Origin of the sequence: Psychrobacter nivimaris (genome assembly GCF_009812035.1) — a bacterium.
GTDB classification, from domain to species: Bacteria; Pseudomonadota; Gammaproteobacteria; order Pseudomonadales; family Moraxellaceae; genus Psychrobacter; species Psychrobacter nivimaris.
The window spans coordinates 131,839-145,637 of the sequence record NZ_VZIZ01000007.1 but is presented as its reverse complement, the minus strand read 5'-3'; the positions used below and the strand labels follow the sequence as shown (position 1 = coordinate 145,637).

Sequence of the window (13,799 nt, the reverse complement as noted above, 5' to 3'; positions counted from 1 at the left end):
TATCTAAAATTGCCTGAATAAGAGACAATACGCCCATAAATCCTAAAGTCTTAGGGTACTGAAAAATAGTAGCACGTTTAAAGGCTCTTAGAGATTGAGCAGCACAGACATTTAATAAATTCAACTTAAGCAAAAAGGCAGTTCTGAATGACCAAACATAACCCGTATAATTTTTTACCTTTGCAGCCAACAGGTAGAAACGAGACCAATACTGCTAATACCTATGCTCCTGAAGATATGATTAAAATATACGAGCAGCAGTTTCTCATTCAAGTGCCAGAAGAAGAGCTGACCGAGTTTTTGCCAGCGTTAAAAGCATTCTATGATATCGACAACCATACCTTAGATGTCAGTGCCATTATTTTTGATGCAATCGCAGACTCTGCTATCATTTATAATCATAAAATCAAAGTCGGCGAATATCAGATATTAGGTGAGTTGATAGAAGAGGCGATTGAATATGATGAAGATAACAAAAGTGATGAAAGCGCTGAGAGTGAAGAGATTCAAGCCTATACATTAGAGTGCCAACGTACATTTTTCATCAATGATGTAGAGATACCTTATCATTTCAACCTGTTCATTTATGGCGATGGTTATTCTACTTTGACCAAAAAAGAAACCGTACTAGAAAAAATGTACTGGTTTGTCAGAGGTAGATTTGAAGAGGATTTATTAGATGACGCTGAAGATAACGACAGCTTAGAATCTATTAATTCGCAACTAGCCAGTTTAGGTATTCGTGAAATGGATCTGACGACTGTGGATGAGATAATCAGCTATGTAGAAGGTAGCATCATTGACGATCCAATGGTGGACGAGCTTAACAAACTGTTAGATGATGCTGAGTAGTGTGGAAGATAAGTTAGTAGAGTAATCAGCAAAAGAACAGATTTGAAAAATTATATAGCTGAAAAACTAGAAAAAAGCCTCACTGCTCGTATGATGAATGGTGAGGCTTTTTAAATTTCTAACCTCATAAACCAGTTCTTTCGACATCATCCAAAATTACATGACGCGATACATTTCTAGGTTTTTACCCATCTCCCCTCAAAGGGTCAGTCGATTTCATATATAATGTGAGCTATTTCGTTATTGTTGATCCATTCAATTTAGGCTTTTTTCTTAGCAAAAAAAGCTTCATATCAGGTAAAACGGTGCTTTATGTTCAACGCTTCCTCGACTCGTTTAAATAAATACATCAGCGAAAGTGGTATTTGCTCTAGGCGAGACGCTGACCGCTTTATTGAACAAGGTAATGTATATATCAATGGCAAACGTGCGTCGGTAGGTGATCAGGTGGTCGCTGGTGATGCAGTAAAAGTCAACGGGCAGCCTATTGAGCCAAGAGAGCCTGATGATTTTATTTTTATTGCATTAAATAAGCCAGTGGGCATTGTGAGCACCACGGAAAGCTCTGAGAAAAATAATATTGTCGATTTTGTGCGACATAGTTTGCGTATTTTTCCGATTGGCCGTTTGGACAAAGATTCTCAAGGTTTGATCTTTTTGACTAACAATGGTGATTTGGTCAATAAGGTATTACGTGCTGGCAATAATCATGAGAAAGAGTATCTAGTTACAGTAAATAAGCCGTTAACGGATAGTGTTATCGAAGGTCTGGCGGGCGGTGTGCCGATGCTTGGCAAGATGACCAAAAAATGCCCAGTGACTAAAGTGGCGCCTAATGTATTTAACATCACGCTCGTTCAAGGTCTAAACCGTCAAATTCGCCGTATGTGTGAGCACTTTGGCTACGAAGTCGTCAAGCTTGAACGTACGCGGATTATGAATGTAAGTCTCAAGGGTCTTCCTGTTGGTGACTGGCGAGACTTAACCCCAAAAGAGCTGTCTGTGTTACTTAAATCTGTAGAAGACTCTTCTTCACAAGACAATCACTCAAACAAGAAATCTCGCAATACGCCACGAAAAAAACCTCGTGCTGATGCTTCATCAAAGTCAAAACCATCTACAAAATCGGCAGGTGCAGCAAAGGGGCGTAGCAAATACGCCAAAGATGATGCTAGAAAACCAGCAGGTTCTAAAGGTAGGGATGGACGTCCTACTGGTCGTGGTAAGCCATCAGGGGGTAATGGTAAGTCCGGAGGCAATGGCAAACCTACTACCAATGGCAGGCGTCCTTCAAAAGGAAGAGGCTCTTCACGGTAATAATTTTTCACAATGTGGCCACTATATTTATTTCTAAAATAGCAGTAAGCTAAATAAATTTAGTCTTAACGAGATAATATTATGTTTAAAATAAAAGTAGAGCGCATTGTCAAAAAACCGATTGATGAGGTATTTGAAGCACTGAGTGACCATGCCAGTTATGGCTCATTTAAAGCGGTGGGGGCTGCTAAGTTAGTAGCTGAAGGTAACGAAGAGCGCAATGGCGTCGGGGCTTTACGTAGCATTCAAACGGGACCTGTTAAGTTCTGGGAGCGGATTACGGCGTTTGAGCGTCCTACTCATATGCAATACCAAATCGAGAAATCTAAACCTATAAAAATGCAGCATGATAAAGGTATCATTGATTTAAAGGACTTGGGCGATGGCACCACACACGTGACTTGGGTATCTGAGGGTCGATTGATTGTACCACTGCCATTAGTCGGTCGCCTATTTGACCGTCAAATGCAGAAACAAGGAACCATAGGGTTTAGTAGCATCCTCAAATCCATAGAAAGCCGCTAATCTAGCGGCAATGTTGGGTTTTTTGATATTACTTTCTACTGGTGGCTTATTTTATCTGAGCCATCACTGTCAGTTTTAATTCGCTTTATTTTTAGCAGCTTCAATCTCGTTAAAACGCGCTAACTGCTCTGGCGTTGCTTTCTGTTGATATTTCTCTTTCCACTCAGCATAAGGCATACCATAAACAAGCTCGCGCGCATCCTCGTAGTCGATGCCAATACCACGCTCTTCACCAGCCGCTTTATACCATTTGGATAAACAGTTACGACAAAAGTCGGCAAGGTTCATCAGTTCGATATTTTGTACATCTTTACGTTCATCTAAATGAGCTAGTAAGCGACGAAATGCCGCGGCTTCTAGCTCAATGTTTGATTCTAATTTTGCCATGATATTTTCCTAATTGTAATTGAGTCATTTCAAAACTGAAATGATACTAACGATATAAATATTGCGCAACCTATGTCGTTCTATATTAAAAACGTGCACATCGAAACTCATCATAGCTTCGGCTCATTTGTTTAAACCTTTTTAATCATAATATTAAACCATGCTTTATTTCTATTCGTTCTTTGATCAATCGTAAGCCAAGTTTCTTCTTTGAACTTATGATTGATTTTTTGCTTTAAGGTTTCCCAGCATTCTTCATTCATATCGCAGAAAAAACGTCCATTATCAACGTACTCACTATTGCCATACTTGAAAGATGCGTAAAAACTACCTTTATCTGTCAGCGTAGTAAGCAAATTATCTACTAATTCAGGAAGCTCTTTAGAAGGTACATGAAGCAGCGAAGCACATGCCCAAATACTCGTAAATCGTTTATACCAATTTTGAAATGGAATTTGCTCGAAAGTTAAGCATTGCCAATAAATCATATTATTGTGATGGATTTTTGCCCGCTCAATCAGCTCTCGGCTACCATCAATAGCAGTAACATTGAAGCCTAAGTTAGCAAAGTGAATACTGTCACGACCTGAGCCGCAGCCTAAATCTAGTATGTTTTGCTGGTGTACTGGTCTAACAGGCAAGTTGTCTATAAAGGGTTGGTATAGTCGATGCATATCCACACTAATGGTTTGCTCAAAGAATGAATTTGCGTTGCTATTATAAAAATCTAGGGTATTTGATTGATTTATCATGGGCTATATATCGCTGTTCATTATTAGAAGAGACTACTTCCTTGTTGTCTAGGTTGCCAGACATGAATCAAATGTTCTTTTGAAAAGTTGAAGGACTTCTGCAAAAACTGTTGACGTGTCTTCTCATTTATACCCGTTTGATTGATTAAGGTTTCGCGTAATGGGTGGTGACTGCCAATCAAATATTCGTTGCGTGTATGCAGTCTTTTCAATAACTCAATATTAGGTACTTTAGCAGCTTTACCATCTATACCACGGTTGCAATTAGAGCAAGCAAGTACTAAGTTCCAAACCCCATCGACATTAACTGGCCGACAGCAACCAGCGGTTGCTACTTGGGCTTTTAAAGTATGCGGAAAGAAGTGGTCAACGTCTGCTAGCATCATGTCATTAGAAGCAATACTGATTTCTGTAAAGCAGTAAAAGCATTTGCTCTTTTGATACCCGTTTAATGCACCTCTTGAACTGGTAATATCAATGCGGCAATGTTTCGTATCTTTAGTAAATAATTGTTTGGTATCTTGGTCAAATTCAACCGAAATTAAACCTTTATTAATATTGAGCTCCCACGCTTTTTCTACCAAGTTCCAACGTGACTCTGTCTCTAAATTCAGATTTTTAGCTGAATTGTCAAATACATGAAATAATTTGAATAAGTTATCTGTTAGACGTATTCCTTTATTGTGTTTACGCTCGTCAACAAAAAACTCTTCATCAATTACATCATAAAAACGTTCTTGCACTGCTTTAGTATTGACTACATGAAATGCGTCCAAAACGTATTTAAATCCTTCTTTATTCGTGACATGAATGAGTTCATCTTCGCTAATCTGTTGATGGTTGAATTGAATGCAAGCATTGATAAACTTACTACTATTAAAAGTGCTTTGTTTAGGGGTATGTTTTAGATGTTCACATAGATGAAAGGCGTAGGGCAGCGCTAAATCTTCGAGCGAAATCAAGTCAGAATCTCTCTCTAAGCTGACATCGATTAGAGTTTTGGCAAGCGCGAATTTATAAGAAGCAGTGTTTCTACCAAACAGAATAATAGCTCGCCAGTAATTTTCTAGCGTGGGCTCAACGTCTATGAAGTTCATGAATGGCTCAATCTGTCGTTAATTAGAATGGACTGTAGTGATAGTCAACTCTAATAGTACTATAACTTTGACAATTGAAATGATATTTCCACTTTAGATGGTTAGTTCGAAATAGTCACGTTTTGGTCACGGTGCTGATTGTTGAGCTTTTAATATATTAGCTAGACTTAGCAATTAGACTGAATAGCTCATGTTGAAAAACGCTACAGACCTTGAAAATTAGACAAAAAAAAGCCTCACTGTTAAGTGAGGCTTTTTAAGTATTTGGAGCGGGAAAAGAGATTCGAACTCTCGACCCCAACCTTGGCAAGGTTATGCTCTACCACTGAGCTATTCCCGCTAATTATCAATTAACTATCGTCAGTTGATGAAGGCGTATTATACGCAGTTTTTTTTAGGTGTCAACACCTATGACGAAAAAAATTAAAGTTATTAAAATAGGCGTGTCTTCTGGCCATAGATATATGTTATAACGGTTTATTATAATATGTATTCCAAAAGCTTTGTAGTACATAAATAAGCTGGGACGCACTTTATAATTTAACCGTAATTACATTCACAGTTATCAATACTTACAAAGATAAGTCATAAGGATAAAAAATGAGTCAACAATATACCATCGCTGATTATTTGTTTGATCGTGTCGCAGAAGCGGGTGCATCTGAGATATTTGGCGTACCTGGTGATTTTAACTTAACTTTTTTGGATAACGTTCTCGCCTCTGACAAGCTGCGCTGGGTAGGTAATACCAATGAGCTAAATGCTGGCTATGCTGCCGATGGCTATGCACGCGAGCGTGGGTTTGCCGCCATGGTGACGACTTTTGGCGTAGGCGAGCTGTCAGCGATTAACGCAACTGCAGGTTCTTTTGCTGAGTACGCGCCAGTGTTGCATATCGTCGGTGCACCAAGCACAGCGCTACAAGATTCAAAGCGCCGTATTCATCATTCGCTTGGTGATGGCGTATTCAATCATTTTATTAAGATGGTTGAGCCTGTGACGGTAGCACGAGCGCAGCTTACTCCTGAAAATGCTGCTTCAGAAATTGATCGAGTGATTCGCTTAATTCTCAAAAAGCATCGCCCAGGTTACTTACTATTATCACCAGATGTTGCTCGTCAGCCTATCTATCCACCAACGACCAAGCTGATCGATAGCCAAGAAGACATTACTAGCCAAGCGGCATTATCAGATTTTAAGCAAGCACTAACCGAGTTTTTGCCAAATAAGACCACGACGCTAATGGCAGATTTGATGGTGCATCGTTTGGGGTTACAATCACAGCTCAAAGCACTGATTGCTGATACCGATATTCCTTATACCACGCTATCTTGGGGCAAGACACTGCTTGATGAAAATAGTGATCGTTGGGCAGGCACTTATGCGGGTGTTGCTTCGCGTCCAATTGTCAAAGATGCGGTAGAAAACTGCGAATGCCTTATCAAAGTAGGGGTGCAATATACTGACACTACTACCGCAGGGTTTAGCCAAGATATCAATGAAGATGTGGTCGTAGACTTACATTATGAGCGTGCTTCTATCAGTGGTAAGAACTTTGCACCGATTGCGCTAAAAGATGCGTTGCAAGCCCTGCATGAAGTGATGACCTCTGGCATTAACATCGTGCCAAAACCTTTCTGTGAAGAAGTTAAGCCGCACGAACAAAAAGGCAAAGACAGTGAGGCTATCCGCCAAGATGATTTATGGCATATTATCGCCGACCGCTTAGATCATAATAACTTGGTGTTTTCTGAACAAGGGACAGCCTATTTTGGTATCAGTGATGTGCGTCTGCCAGAAGGGGTGACATCATATGGACAGCCGATGTGGGGGTCAATTGGCTACACGTTACCTGCCAGCTTGGGCGCAGCGATTGCATCACCAGATAAGCGCAGTGTGTTATTAATTGGGGACGGTTCAGCATTGCTAACAATCCAAGAGTTGGCGGTCATGATTCAAGAGCGCATCAACCCTGTAATCGTCTTAATCAATAATGATGGCTATACGGTAGAGCGCGCAATTCATGGCGAAAACCAATACTATAATGATATTCCTAAATGCGATTGGCAAATCATGCCGCGAGCGTTTGGCGCGACAGAAGAAAATAGTGTACTACTCAAAGCAGAGACAGCAGGCGAGCTAAAATCTGCCCTCGAAAAAGCTGCAGCGACGACCGATAAGCTTATAATGATTGAGGTGATTGCAGACAAGCATGATATCCCACCATTGCTAGCAGACATCAGCGCGGCATTAAAGCCAAAAAAGGACTAAGTAATTCGTAAAAGCTTACTGAATAAAAGTAACAGCCCCATTTAGCAACTTAGCTAGATGGGGTTTTTGCATTTTTTTATCATAGGAATTAATTAATCAGCGATTGCTCTTATGTCAGTTTGCAGACTTTAGTATCATGGCGGATTGGGCTACGTTCAGCCTTTATAGTCAACAGGAGATGGACCCGTCGTGATTTGGTTAAAAATGCTTATCGGCGCATTGATGGTACTGGCGATTCAAATGTTCGCCCAAACCCGATTTTTCTATTTGGCGGCACTTGCGCCACTATTCCCCACTTTTACGTTAATCAGTCACTTTATCGTTGGTACTGAGCGCAGTCCCGCTGATTTAAAGGTCGCGCTGATATTCAGTATGCTTGGCGTCATACCGCATTTGATTTATACCTTTGTGGTGTTTTTTAGCATCAGTTATATGAGCTTATATAAGGCATTGCTATTAGGCGTAGTCGCTTGGACGGTTGCGGCTGCGATTCTGGTACTGACATGGCAATACATTCAAGGTTAAGTAATATTAAGACGTAAACTCTTTTAGCGCAGCAATGGTATTTCGTAGGCTTCACTTTAATATTTGAACTTTTTTTATTGAAGGATTTTTATGGATTTAGTATTGGCTGCTAGTTCTGATGGTGATGCTAATATCATTACAAATAATTGTCATTCATATTTTGAATAATGGCCGCTTATGATAGGCTCACTGGTGTAATATCTACTAACAGCAAGATAACGAAAACCCCATCGCAATCAATTACTATTCTTAATAATAAAAAATAGGGCTCAAAAAAAATGGATACCTTAAATATCCTGTATCTCGTAGGCGCAGTACTAATTTTCGCCAGTATCATGGCGAGTACATTATCGGCGCGCTTAGGTGTACCATTGTTGTTGCTGTTTTTGATAGTGGGTATGTTGGCAGGCGAGCAGGGTATCTTGGGTATTGAGTTCTCTCAATATGCGCTAGCCAATTTCGTTGGGCAGGCAGCCTTAGCCTGTATCTTGCTAGATGGTGGTTTACGTACGTCCTTTAAATCGTTTCGAGTAGGGCTAAAACCTGCGATTACGCTGGCCACATGGGGCGTGTTGGTCACGGTCATGGTGCTAGGGGTCTTTGTCACTTGGCTACTTGATGTCGATTGGCGCTTTGGTCTACTGATGGCAGCGATTGTCGGCTCAACCGATGCCGCAGCGGTATTTTCTCTATTACGTAATGGCGGCGTCAAGCTTAACGACCGTGTGCAAGCAACGCTTGAACTTGAGTCTGGTGCCAACGATCCTTTAGCTATTTTATTAGTCACTGGTTTGATTGCCTTAAATGTTGATCCTGATGGTCAGACAGTATTCGGCTTTTTAGTTTTATTGCTACAGCAGCTGAGCTTTGGGCTAGGTATGGGCTTATTGTTCGGTTATTTTCTATCCCGATTATTGCCTAAAGTACATTTAGCAGAAGGTATGTACGCGATCTTAATCCTCTCCGCTGGCTTGGCCGTGTTCGCTGCGACCAATCTTATTGGCGGCAGTGGATTTTTGGCGGTATACCTCACTGGTGTGTTAATCGGCAACCACAAGGTGCGCTCGACAGAGCATGTCATGCGAGTGATGGACAGCTTTGCTTGGCTGTCTCAGGCAGTGCTTTTCGTAGTATTAGGACTGCTGGTCACTCCATCAAACGTCCTCAATGTCTGGCATTATTCGGTTGCGATCGCGCTCTTTATGATCTTTGTCGCGCGTCCTATTGCCGTCTATACCAGCGTAAAACCATTCAAATTTAAAGACAGAGAGATTGGGTTTATCTCTTGGGTTGGCTTGCGCGGTGCAGTGCCTATTACCTTGGCAATTTTACCCGTCATGGCTGGTATAGATAACGCCTTTATGCTGTTTGATATTGCCTTTGGTGTCGTGGTTCTGTCGTTGATTTTGCAAGGCACAACCATTCCTACAATGGCCAATCTATTTAAAGTACGTATCCCAACCAATAAAGACCCAAAAGAAGAACATGAGGTTTGGGTATCGGATAAGGCCAGTATCACGCTGTATGAGTTTGAGGCAAAGTCGGGCGCATTTGCCATTGGGCGTCATCCTATGGGTATCTCCAAAGGTATCAATCCAGATGAAATCAGTGTCTTTGCGCTAGTGCGTAACCAGCAAATCGTAGTAGTCGATGACAATACAAAGCTAAAATATGGCGACAGTGTCTGGTATGCGATGAGAGGTAATCACGCGAGCAAAATCGCCAAGATTTTTAATGACACGACACTAGATCGCAAAGCTATCGATGATTTCTATGGCGATTGGTTGCTATCACCGAGTGTCAAACTTGGAGATTTGCCGTTTTTTACAGGAATTATGGCGTCTGAGACACTGGTAAAAACACTCAAAACGTCCGATGAAGACAGCGCAAAAAACATGTGGGAGCAGACGGTGGCCGAGTACGTTAAATCACATTTAGGGACCGCGCCAGTGTCGGGCGATACCGTTGTGGTGAGTGACGAGTGGTCATTGGTTATTAAGGAAGTCGATGACAAGGGGAAGCTAAGAACCATTGGTCTAAAGTACCAACAACCGTCTGTAGTAGTGTAATAAATCTAGTGGTATCTTATAACAAGTTCATCATCTTATTCAAAAAATCAGCCGCTTGTTTAGGCTGATTTTCTCGATATGCCCAATGGTGCTCGACATCATAGCTTGCCTCATCAGGTAACAGTATTTTCATCAGTCCCATACCTTCATAACGCTTCGCTAAATCACGCGGCAAGTAGCCAATATGGTGGCCTGCAAGGATAAGCTGCGCTGTCGCCTCCATATGATAAGTAGTCGCGCTTAATGTCTTGGGGCGAATATGATTGATATGGTGCTCTACCACATAGCCTCTTTTTATCCACGGATAGTTCTGTTCTAAATCCTCAAAAGTTAACCCTTCTGAGTTGTAAAACAATCTATGTTCGCGACCACAGCAGACCACTTGTTTTTCAACAAATGCTGGCTTAAAGGTCAGTAAAGGTGGAAAGCTGCCAAAGTATCCCACGCCAATGTCACTCTCATTACTTAAGAGCTTTTCTAACATGCTCTCAGGGCTTTGTACGTCGATAGAAAAGTGTATTAACGGGTTATTACGGTAGCTATTGGCTAGACGTTGTCTAAGCGCGTCATAAAAAAACTTGGGCATTTGATCAATCAAGCAAAGCCTGATGTGCCCGCCGTGAACTGAGTCTAATTGTTTAATATAATGCAGCTGATGTTGAAAGCTGGCGACTGATTCGGTAAACCCCAAACATGCCTCGTAAACAGCGGCACCGTCCTCTGTTAGCTTAAATCCTGCTCGACCACGGTGACACAGCGTCATTCCTAAGCGATCTTCTAAGTGGGTTAAGTGTCCACTGATCACAGAAGTAGTGACATTCAAACGCGACTGAGCGGCCGTCACGCCTTGGCACTCTACGATAGCCATAAAGCTGCGTAGTGTTTTGATGTCTATCTTTATCAGTTCATCCAATATCAAAAGCGGCTCCTTATTTATTAAATCAATATCATCTTTTTTTAATTGATACTTCTTTTCATAAACTTCTGATAGTGACCTATAAGCGCACTTTACTACGAAAAAATAGAAGTTTACTTCTAAATTTTACCATGGTTCCTTCTCTTATATTTATGTATTGTCAATGGCATGTAGCAAATTGTGTACTTAAACCAAATAGAACAAGGAAGTAACTTATGACATTCAATCAACCATTAAGCGGCAACGATATGCCAAGATTTGGCGGTTTCGCTTCTATGATGCGTCTGCCAACTCAAGCCGATGCTGAAGGGTTAGATGTGGCGTTCGTTGGCGTACCTTTGGATATTGGTGCATCCAACCGTAGCGGTGCAAGATTGGGTCCTAGACAGATTCGTGATGAGTCAAGAATGATTCGTCCCTACAATGTGGCCACTCGCGCTGCGCCCTTTGAGTCATTACAAGTCGCTGACATCGGCGATGTGCCTATCAATACCTTCAACCTGCTAAAAAGTGTTGATATCATCGAAAAATTCTATACCGATAAAATCGTCAAACACGGCGCGATTCCTCTAACACTAGGCGGCGATCATACTATCGCATTGCCTATCCTGCGCGCACTTGCCAAAAAACATGGCCCTGTCGGTATGGTACATATCGATGCTCATGCTGATATCAATGATGATATGTTTGGCGAAAAAATCGCTCATGGCACACCTTTCCGCCGCGCTGTCGAAGAAAACCTCATCGATGGTAATCGTGTGGTACAGATTGGTCTACGTGGTACAGGCTATAGCGCAGAAGAGTTTGACTGGTCAACCCAGCAGGGCTTCCGTGTGGTACCTGCTGAGGAGTGCTGGTACAAGTCGCTAACACCGCTTATGGCTGAAGTACGCGAAAAGCTAGGTGATGGCCCTGTCTATTTGAGCTTCGATATCGACGGTATCGATCCTGCTTTTGCCCCAGGTACCGGCACTGCTGAAATCGGTGGTTTGACCTCTACTCAAGGTATCGAAATCATTCGCGGTATGCGCGGCCTAGACGTGGTAGGCGGTGATTTGGTTGAAGTATCACCACCGTACGATCCATTTGGTAATACCTCGGTATTGGCGGCGAATTTATTGTTCGAGATGCTATGTATCCTGCCGGGCGTACGCTATGACGACAAGGTTAAGGCGGTTTACTAATCACCATCAATGATTACCTCTATAATGAGCAACCTTTGCAGCCAGTAATTAGTGACTAATAATCGGTATGAAAGAAAAAATACAAAGGTTATTTTGAGGTATTGATAATTATCTGAATATTCAGCGAAATTTTTTAGGATGACTGACCCATGACCCAATTGACGCAAACGCCTTCTTCTTTGTCTGACACATCATCACTGACCTGCGGTGAGCTATTGGTGCAGTGGCTAGAGTATTATGGTGTAGAGACTGTTTTTGGTATCCCTGGTGTACATACGGTAGAGCTGTATCGTGGTTTGCCAAATACCAATATTCGTCATGTGACACCGCGTCATGAACAAGGCGCTGGGTTTATGGCAGATGGCTACTACCGTGCTTCTGGCAAGATTGGCGTATGTTTTATCATCACTGGCCCTGGTATGACCAATATTATGACGGCGATGGCGCAGGCATTGGCCGATTCGATACCGATGCTAGTGATCTCTAGTGTCAATAAAGTCAAAGACACGGGTAGTGGCGAAGGGCATTTACATGAGCTTCACGATCAGCAAGGCATGATTAGCAAAGTAGCATTGACGAGTAAGACCGTTTGGCAACCTGAATCGTTACCGAAAGTCATCGCAGAAGCTTTTGCCTTATTTAATGGCGCACGTCCTGGCCCTGTACATATTCAGCTGCCTATCGATGTCATCACCGCTGATGCGAGTCATGTTGCTAAGCCCCCTAAGTTAGATGCTGTAGCAAATAGCGAAGCTAGTACAAATAGCTTGAGCCTACCGCAGGTCACAAGACCATTGCCTAACCCTACGCAGTTAGACCTAATCGTACAGTCATTACAAACCGCGAAAAACCCTGTAATACTTTATGGGGGCGGCTGCGTCGATGTCGATCACGATGCACAGCGATTGGCAGAGCTGATAGATGCACCAACGTTTTTGACGATTAATGCCAAAGGTTTGCTGCCACCTGGTCATCCGTTAAGTTTGGGTAGCAACCAGTCGTTAGACGCAGGCCGAGCCGTGATTACAGAAGCAGACTGGATATTAGCGATTGGTACTGAGCTTGGCGAGACTGACTACGATGTGTTCTTTAACGGTGAGTTCAAAATCAACGGCACGCTAGTCCGTATCGACTGTGATGCCCAGCAATTGCAGCGTCCATTTAGAGCCAATATCGCGGTATTGTCTGACGCACAGATGGCGATTAGTGGTTTATGTAGTCGCTTAGAAGGTCAGACATTCGATCATCAAGCACTGTCACGAGTAAACGAGGCAAAGCAGGCCATCTTGAAGGATGTAACGACAGATTTTGCGGGTCAAAATGCTTTACTGAAGCTAATTAGAGATGAGGTAGAAGACGTCATTTTCGTTGGTGATTCAACGCAGCCTGTCTATAGCGGCAACCTTGGTCTTGAAGCCTTAGCGACACGTAAATGGTTTAATTCATCGACGGGTTTTGGCACGTTAGGCTATGGTTTGCCTGCTGCTATCGGGGCCATGGTTGGCTCAAATCTACCTGTTGTTAGCCTGATGGGTGATGGTGGTATTCAGTTCACGATTGCCGAGCTTATCTGCGCAGCCGAGCTTGAGCTACCATTGATCATATTGCTATGGAACAACCAAGGCTACGGTGAGATTCGCCGTTATATGGAAGAGGGCGGCCTACCACTGATTGGCGTCAATATCAAAACGCCAAACTTTGAGCCATTAGCAGCAGGGTTTGGCGCTGGCTATCGCAGAATTACTGATAAGCAGCAATTGCTAGACGCATTAAAGGCAGACATAAAGGGTAAACAACCAATCATTTATGAGATTGATGAAGCAGATGACTTTCTAAAAGAAATGGCTGAGACAGTGACTTATTTTAATTAACAGTAATACGGTCTTTAATGCTACGGATAATAA

The 13,799-nt window shown here is 42.3% G+C and carries 12 protein-coding genes and 1 tRNA gene; 8 read left to right on the top strand and 5 right to left on the bottom strand.

Annotation, left to right across the window (positions count from 1 at the left end; translation table 11 throughout):
* Positions 1 to 147 precede the first annotated feature (147 nt).
* From FQV37_RS03280 to FQV37_RS03270, 3 genes are all read left to right on the top strand, one after another.
* Positions 148 to 852, top strand: a complete 705-nt coding sequence (locus tag FQV37_RS03280) for a hypothetical protein (RefSeq protein WP_160021280.1) — start codon at positions 148 to 150, stop codon at positions 850 to 852.
* Positions 853 to 1,164: 312 nt separating this feature from the next.
* Entirely contained in the window at positions 1,165 to 2,169 is a 1,005-nt protein-coding gene (gene rluF, locus FQV37_RS03275) for a 23S rRNA pseudouridine(2604) synthase RluF (RefSeq protein WP_160021279.1), read from the top strand.
* A gap of 81 nt (positions 2,170 to 2,250) precedes the next feature.
* Positions 2,251 to 2,694, top strand: a complete 444-nt coding sequence (locus tag FQV37_RS03270) for an SRPBCC family protein (RefSeq protein WP_160021278.1) — start codon at positions 2,251 to 2,253, stop codon at positions 2,692 to 2,694.
* A gap of 75 nt (positions 2,695 to 2,769) precedes the next feature.
* Here the strand turns inward: FQV37_RS03270 and FQV37_RS03265 are convergent, their stop codons facing one another.
* From FQV37_RS03265 to FQV37_RS03250, 4 genes are all read right to left on the bottom strand, one after another.
* Positions 2,770 to 3,081, bottom strand: coding sequence for a DUF1244 domain-containing protein (locus tag FQV37_RS03265; protein ID WP_160021277.1), 312 nt, complete (start codon positions 3,079 to 3,081; stop codon positions 2,770 to 2,772).
* A 131-nt stretch (positions 3,082 to 3,212) separates the two neighbouring features.
* On the bottom strand, positions 3,213 to 3,833 hold the full coding sequence (locus tag FQV37_RS03260) for a class I SAM-dependent methyltransferase (protein ID WP_160021276.1): 621 nt from the start codon (positions 3,831 to 3,833) through the stop codon (positions 3,213 to 3,215).
* Between the two features lie 23 nt (positions 3,834 to 3,856).
* On the bottom strand, positions 3,857 to 4,930 hold the full coding sequence (locus FQV37_RS03255) for an HNH endonuclease family protein (protein ID WP_160021275.1): 1,074 nt from the start codon (positions 4,928 to 4,930) through the stop codon (positions 3,857 to 3,859).
* Positions 4,931 to 5,195: 265 nt separating this feature from the next.
* Positions 5,196 to 5,270 (bottom strand) — tRNA-Gly (locus FQV37_RS03250).
* Positions 5,271 to 5,530: 260 nt separating this feature from the next.
* On the opposite strand from FQV37_RS03250, the gene FQV37_RS03245 reads away from it, so the two are divergent.
* The 3 genes from FQV37_RS03245 to FQV37_RS03235 all read left to right on the top strand — a co-directional run bounded on the left by FQV37_RS03245 (position 5,531) and on the right by FQV37_RS03235 (position 9,795).
* Positions 5,531 to 7,201: an alpha-keto acid decarboxylase family protein gene (locus FQV37_RS03245; protein ID WP_160021274.1), complete on the top strand. Its 1,671-nt coding sequence runs from the start codon at positions 5,531 to 5,533 to the stop codon at positions 7,199 to 7,201.
* A 189-nt stretch (positions 7,202 to 7,390) separates the two neighbouring features.
* Positions 7,391 to 7,726, top strand: coding sequence for a GlpM family protein (locus FQV37_RS03240; RefSeq protein WP_224737711.1), 336 nt, complete (start codon positions 7,391 to 7,393; stop codon positions 7,724 to 7,726).
* A gap of 278 nt (positions 7,727 to 8,004) precedes the next feature.
* The gene (locus tag FQV37_RS03235; RefSeq protein WP_160021273.1) at positions 8,005 to 9,795 is read left to right on the top strand and encodes a potassium/proton antiporter; all 1,791 of its coding nucleotides are present in this window, start codon (positions 8,005 to 8,007) and stop codon (positions 9,793 to 9,795) included.
* Positions 9,796 to 9,811: 16 nt separating this feature from the next.
* Here the strand turns inward: FQV37_RS03235 and FQV37_RS03230 are convergent, their stop codons facing one another.
* A complete protein-coding gene (locus FQV37_RS03230) occupies positions 9,812 to 10,714 on the bottom strand; it encodes a LysR family transcriptional regulator (protein ID WP_240990928.1) in 903 nt (300 codons plus the stop codon).
* A 212-nt stretch (positions 10,715 to 10,926) separates the two neighbouring features.
* Between FQV37_RS03230 and speB the strand changes: the two genes are divergently transcribed.
* Together speB and FQV37_RS03220 are read left to right on the top strand one after the other, a co-directional pair.
* Complete coding sequence (gene speB, locus FQV37_RS03225) at positions 10,927 to 11,895, top strand: agmatinase (protein ID WP_101205270.1); 969 nt, start codon at positions 10,927 to 10,929, stop codon at positions 11,893 to 11,895.
* Between the two features lie 149 nt (positions 11,896 to 12,044).
* Complete coding sequence (locus FQV37_RS03220) at positions 12,045 to 13,766, top strand: 5-guanidino-2-oxopentanoate decarboxylase (protein ID WP_160021272.1); 1,722 nt, start codon at positions 12,045 to 12,047, stop codon at positions 13,764 to 13,766.
* The last annotated feature ends 33 nt before the right edge of the window (positions 13,767 to 13,799 follow it).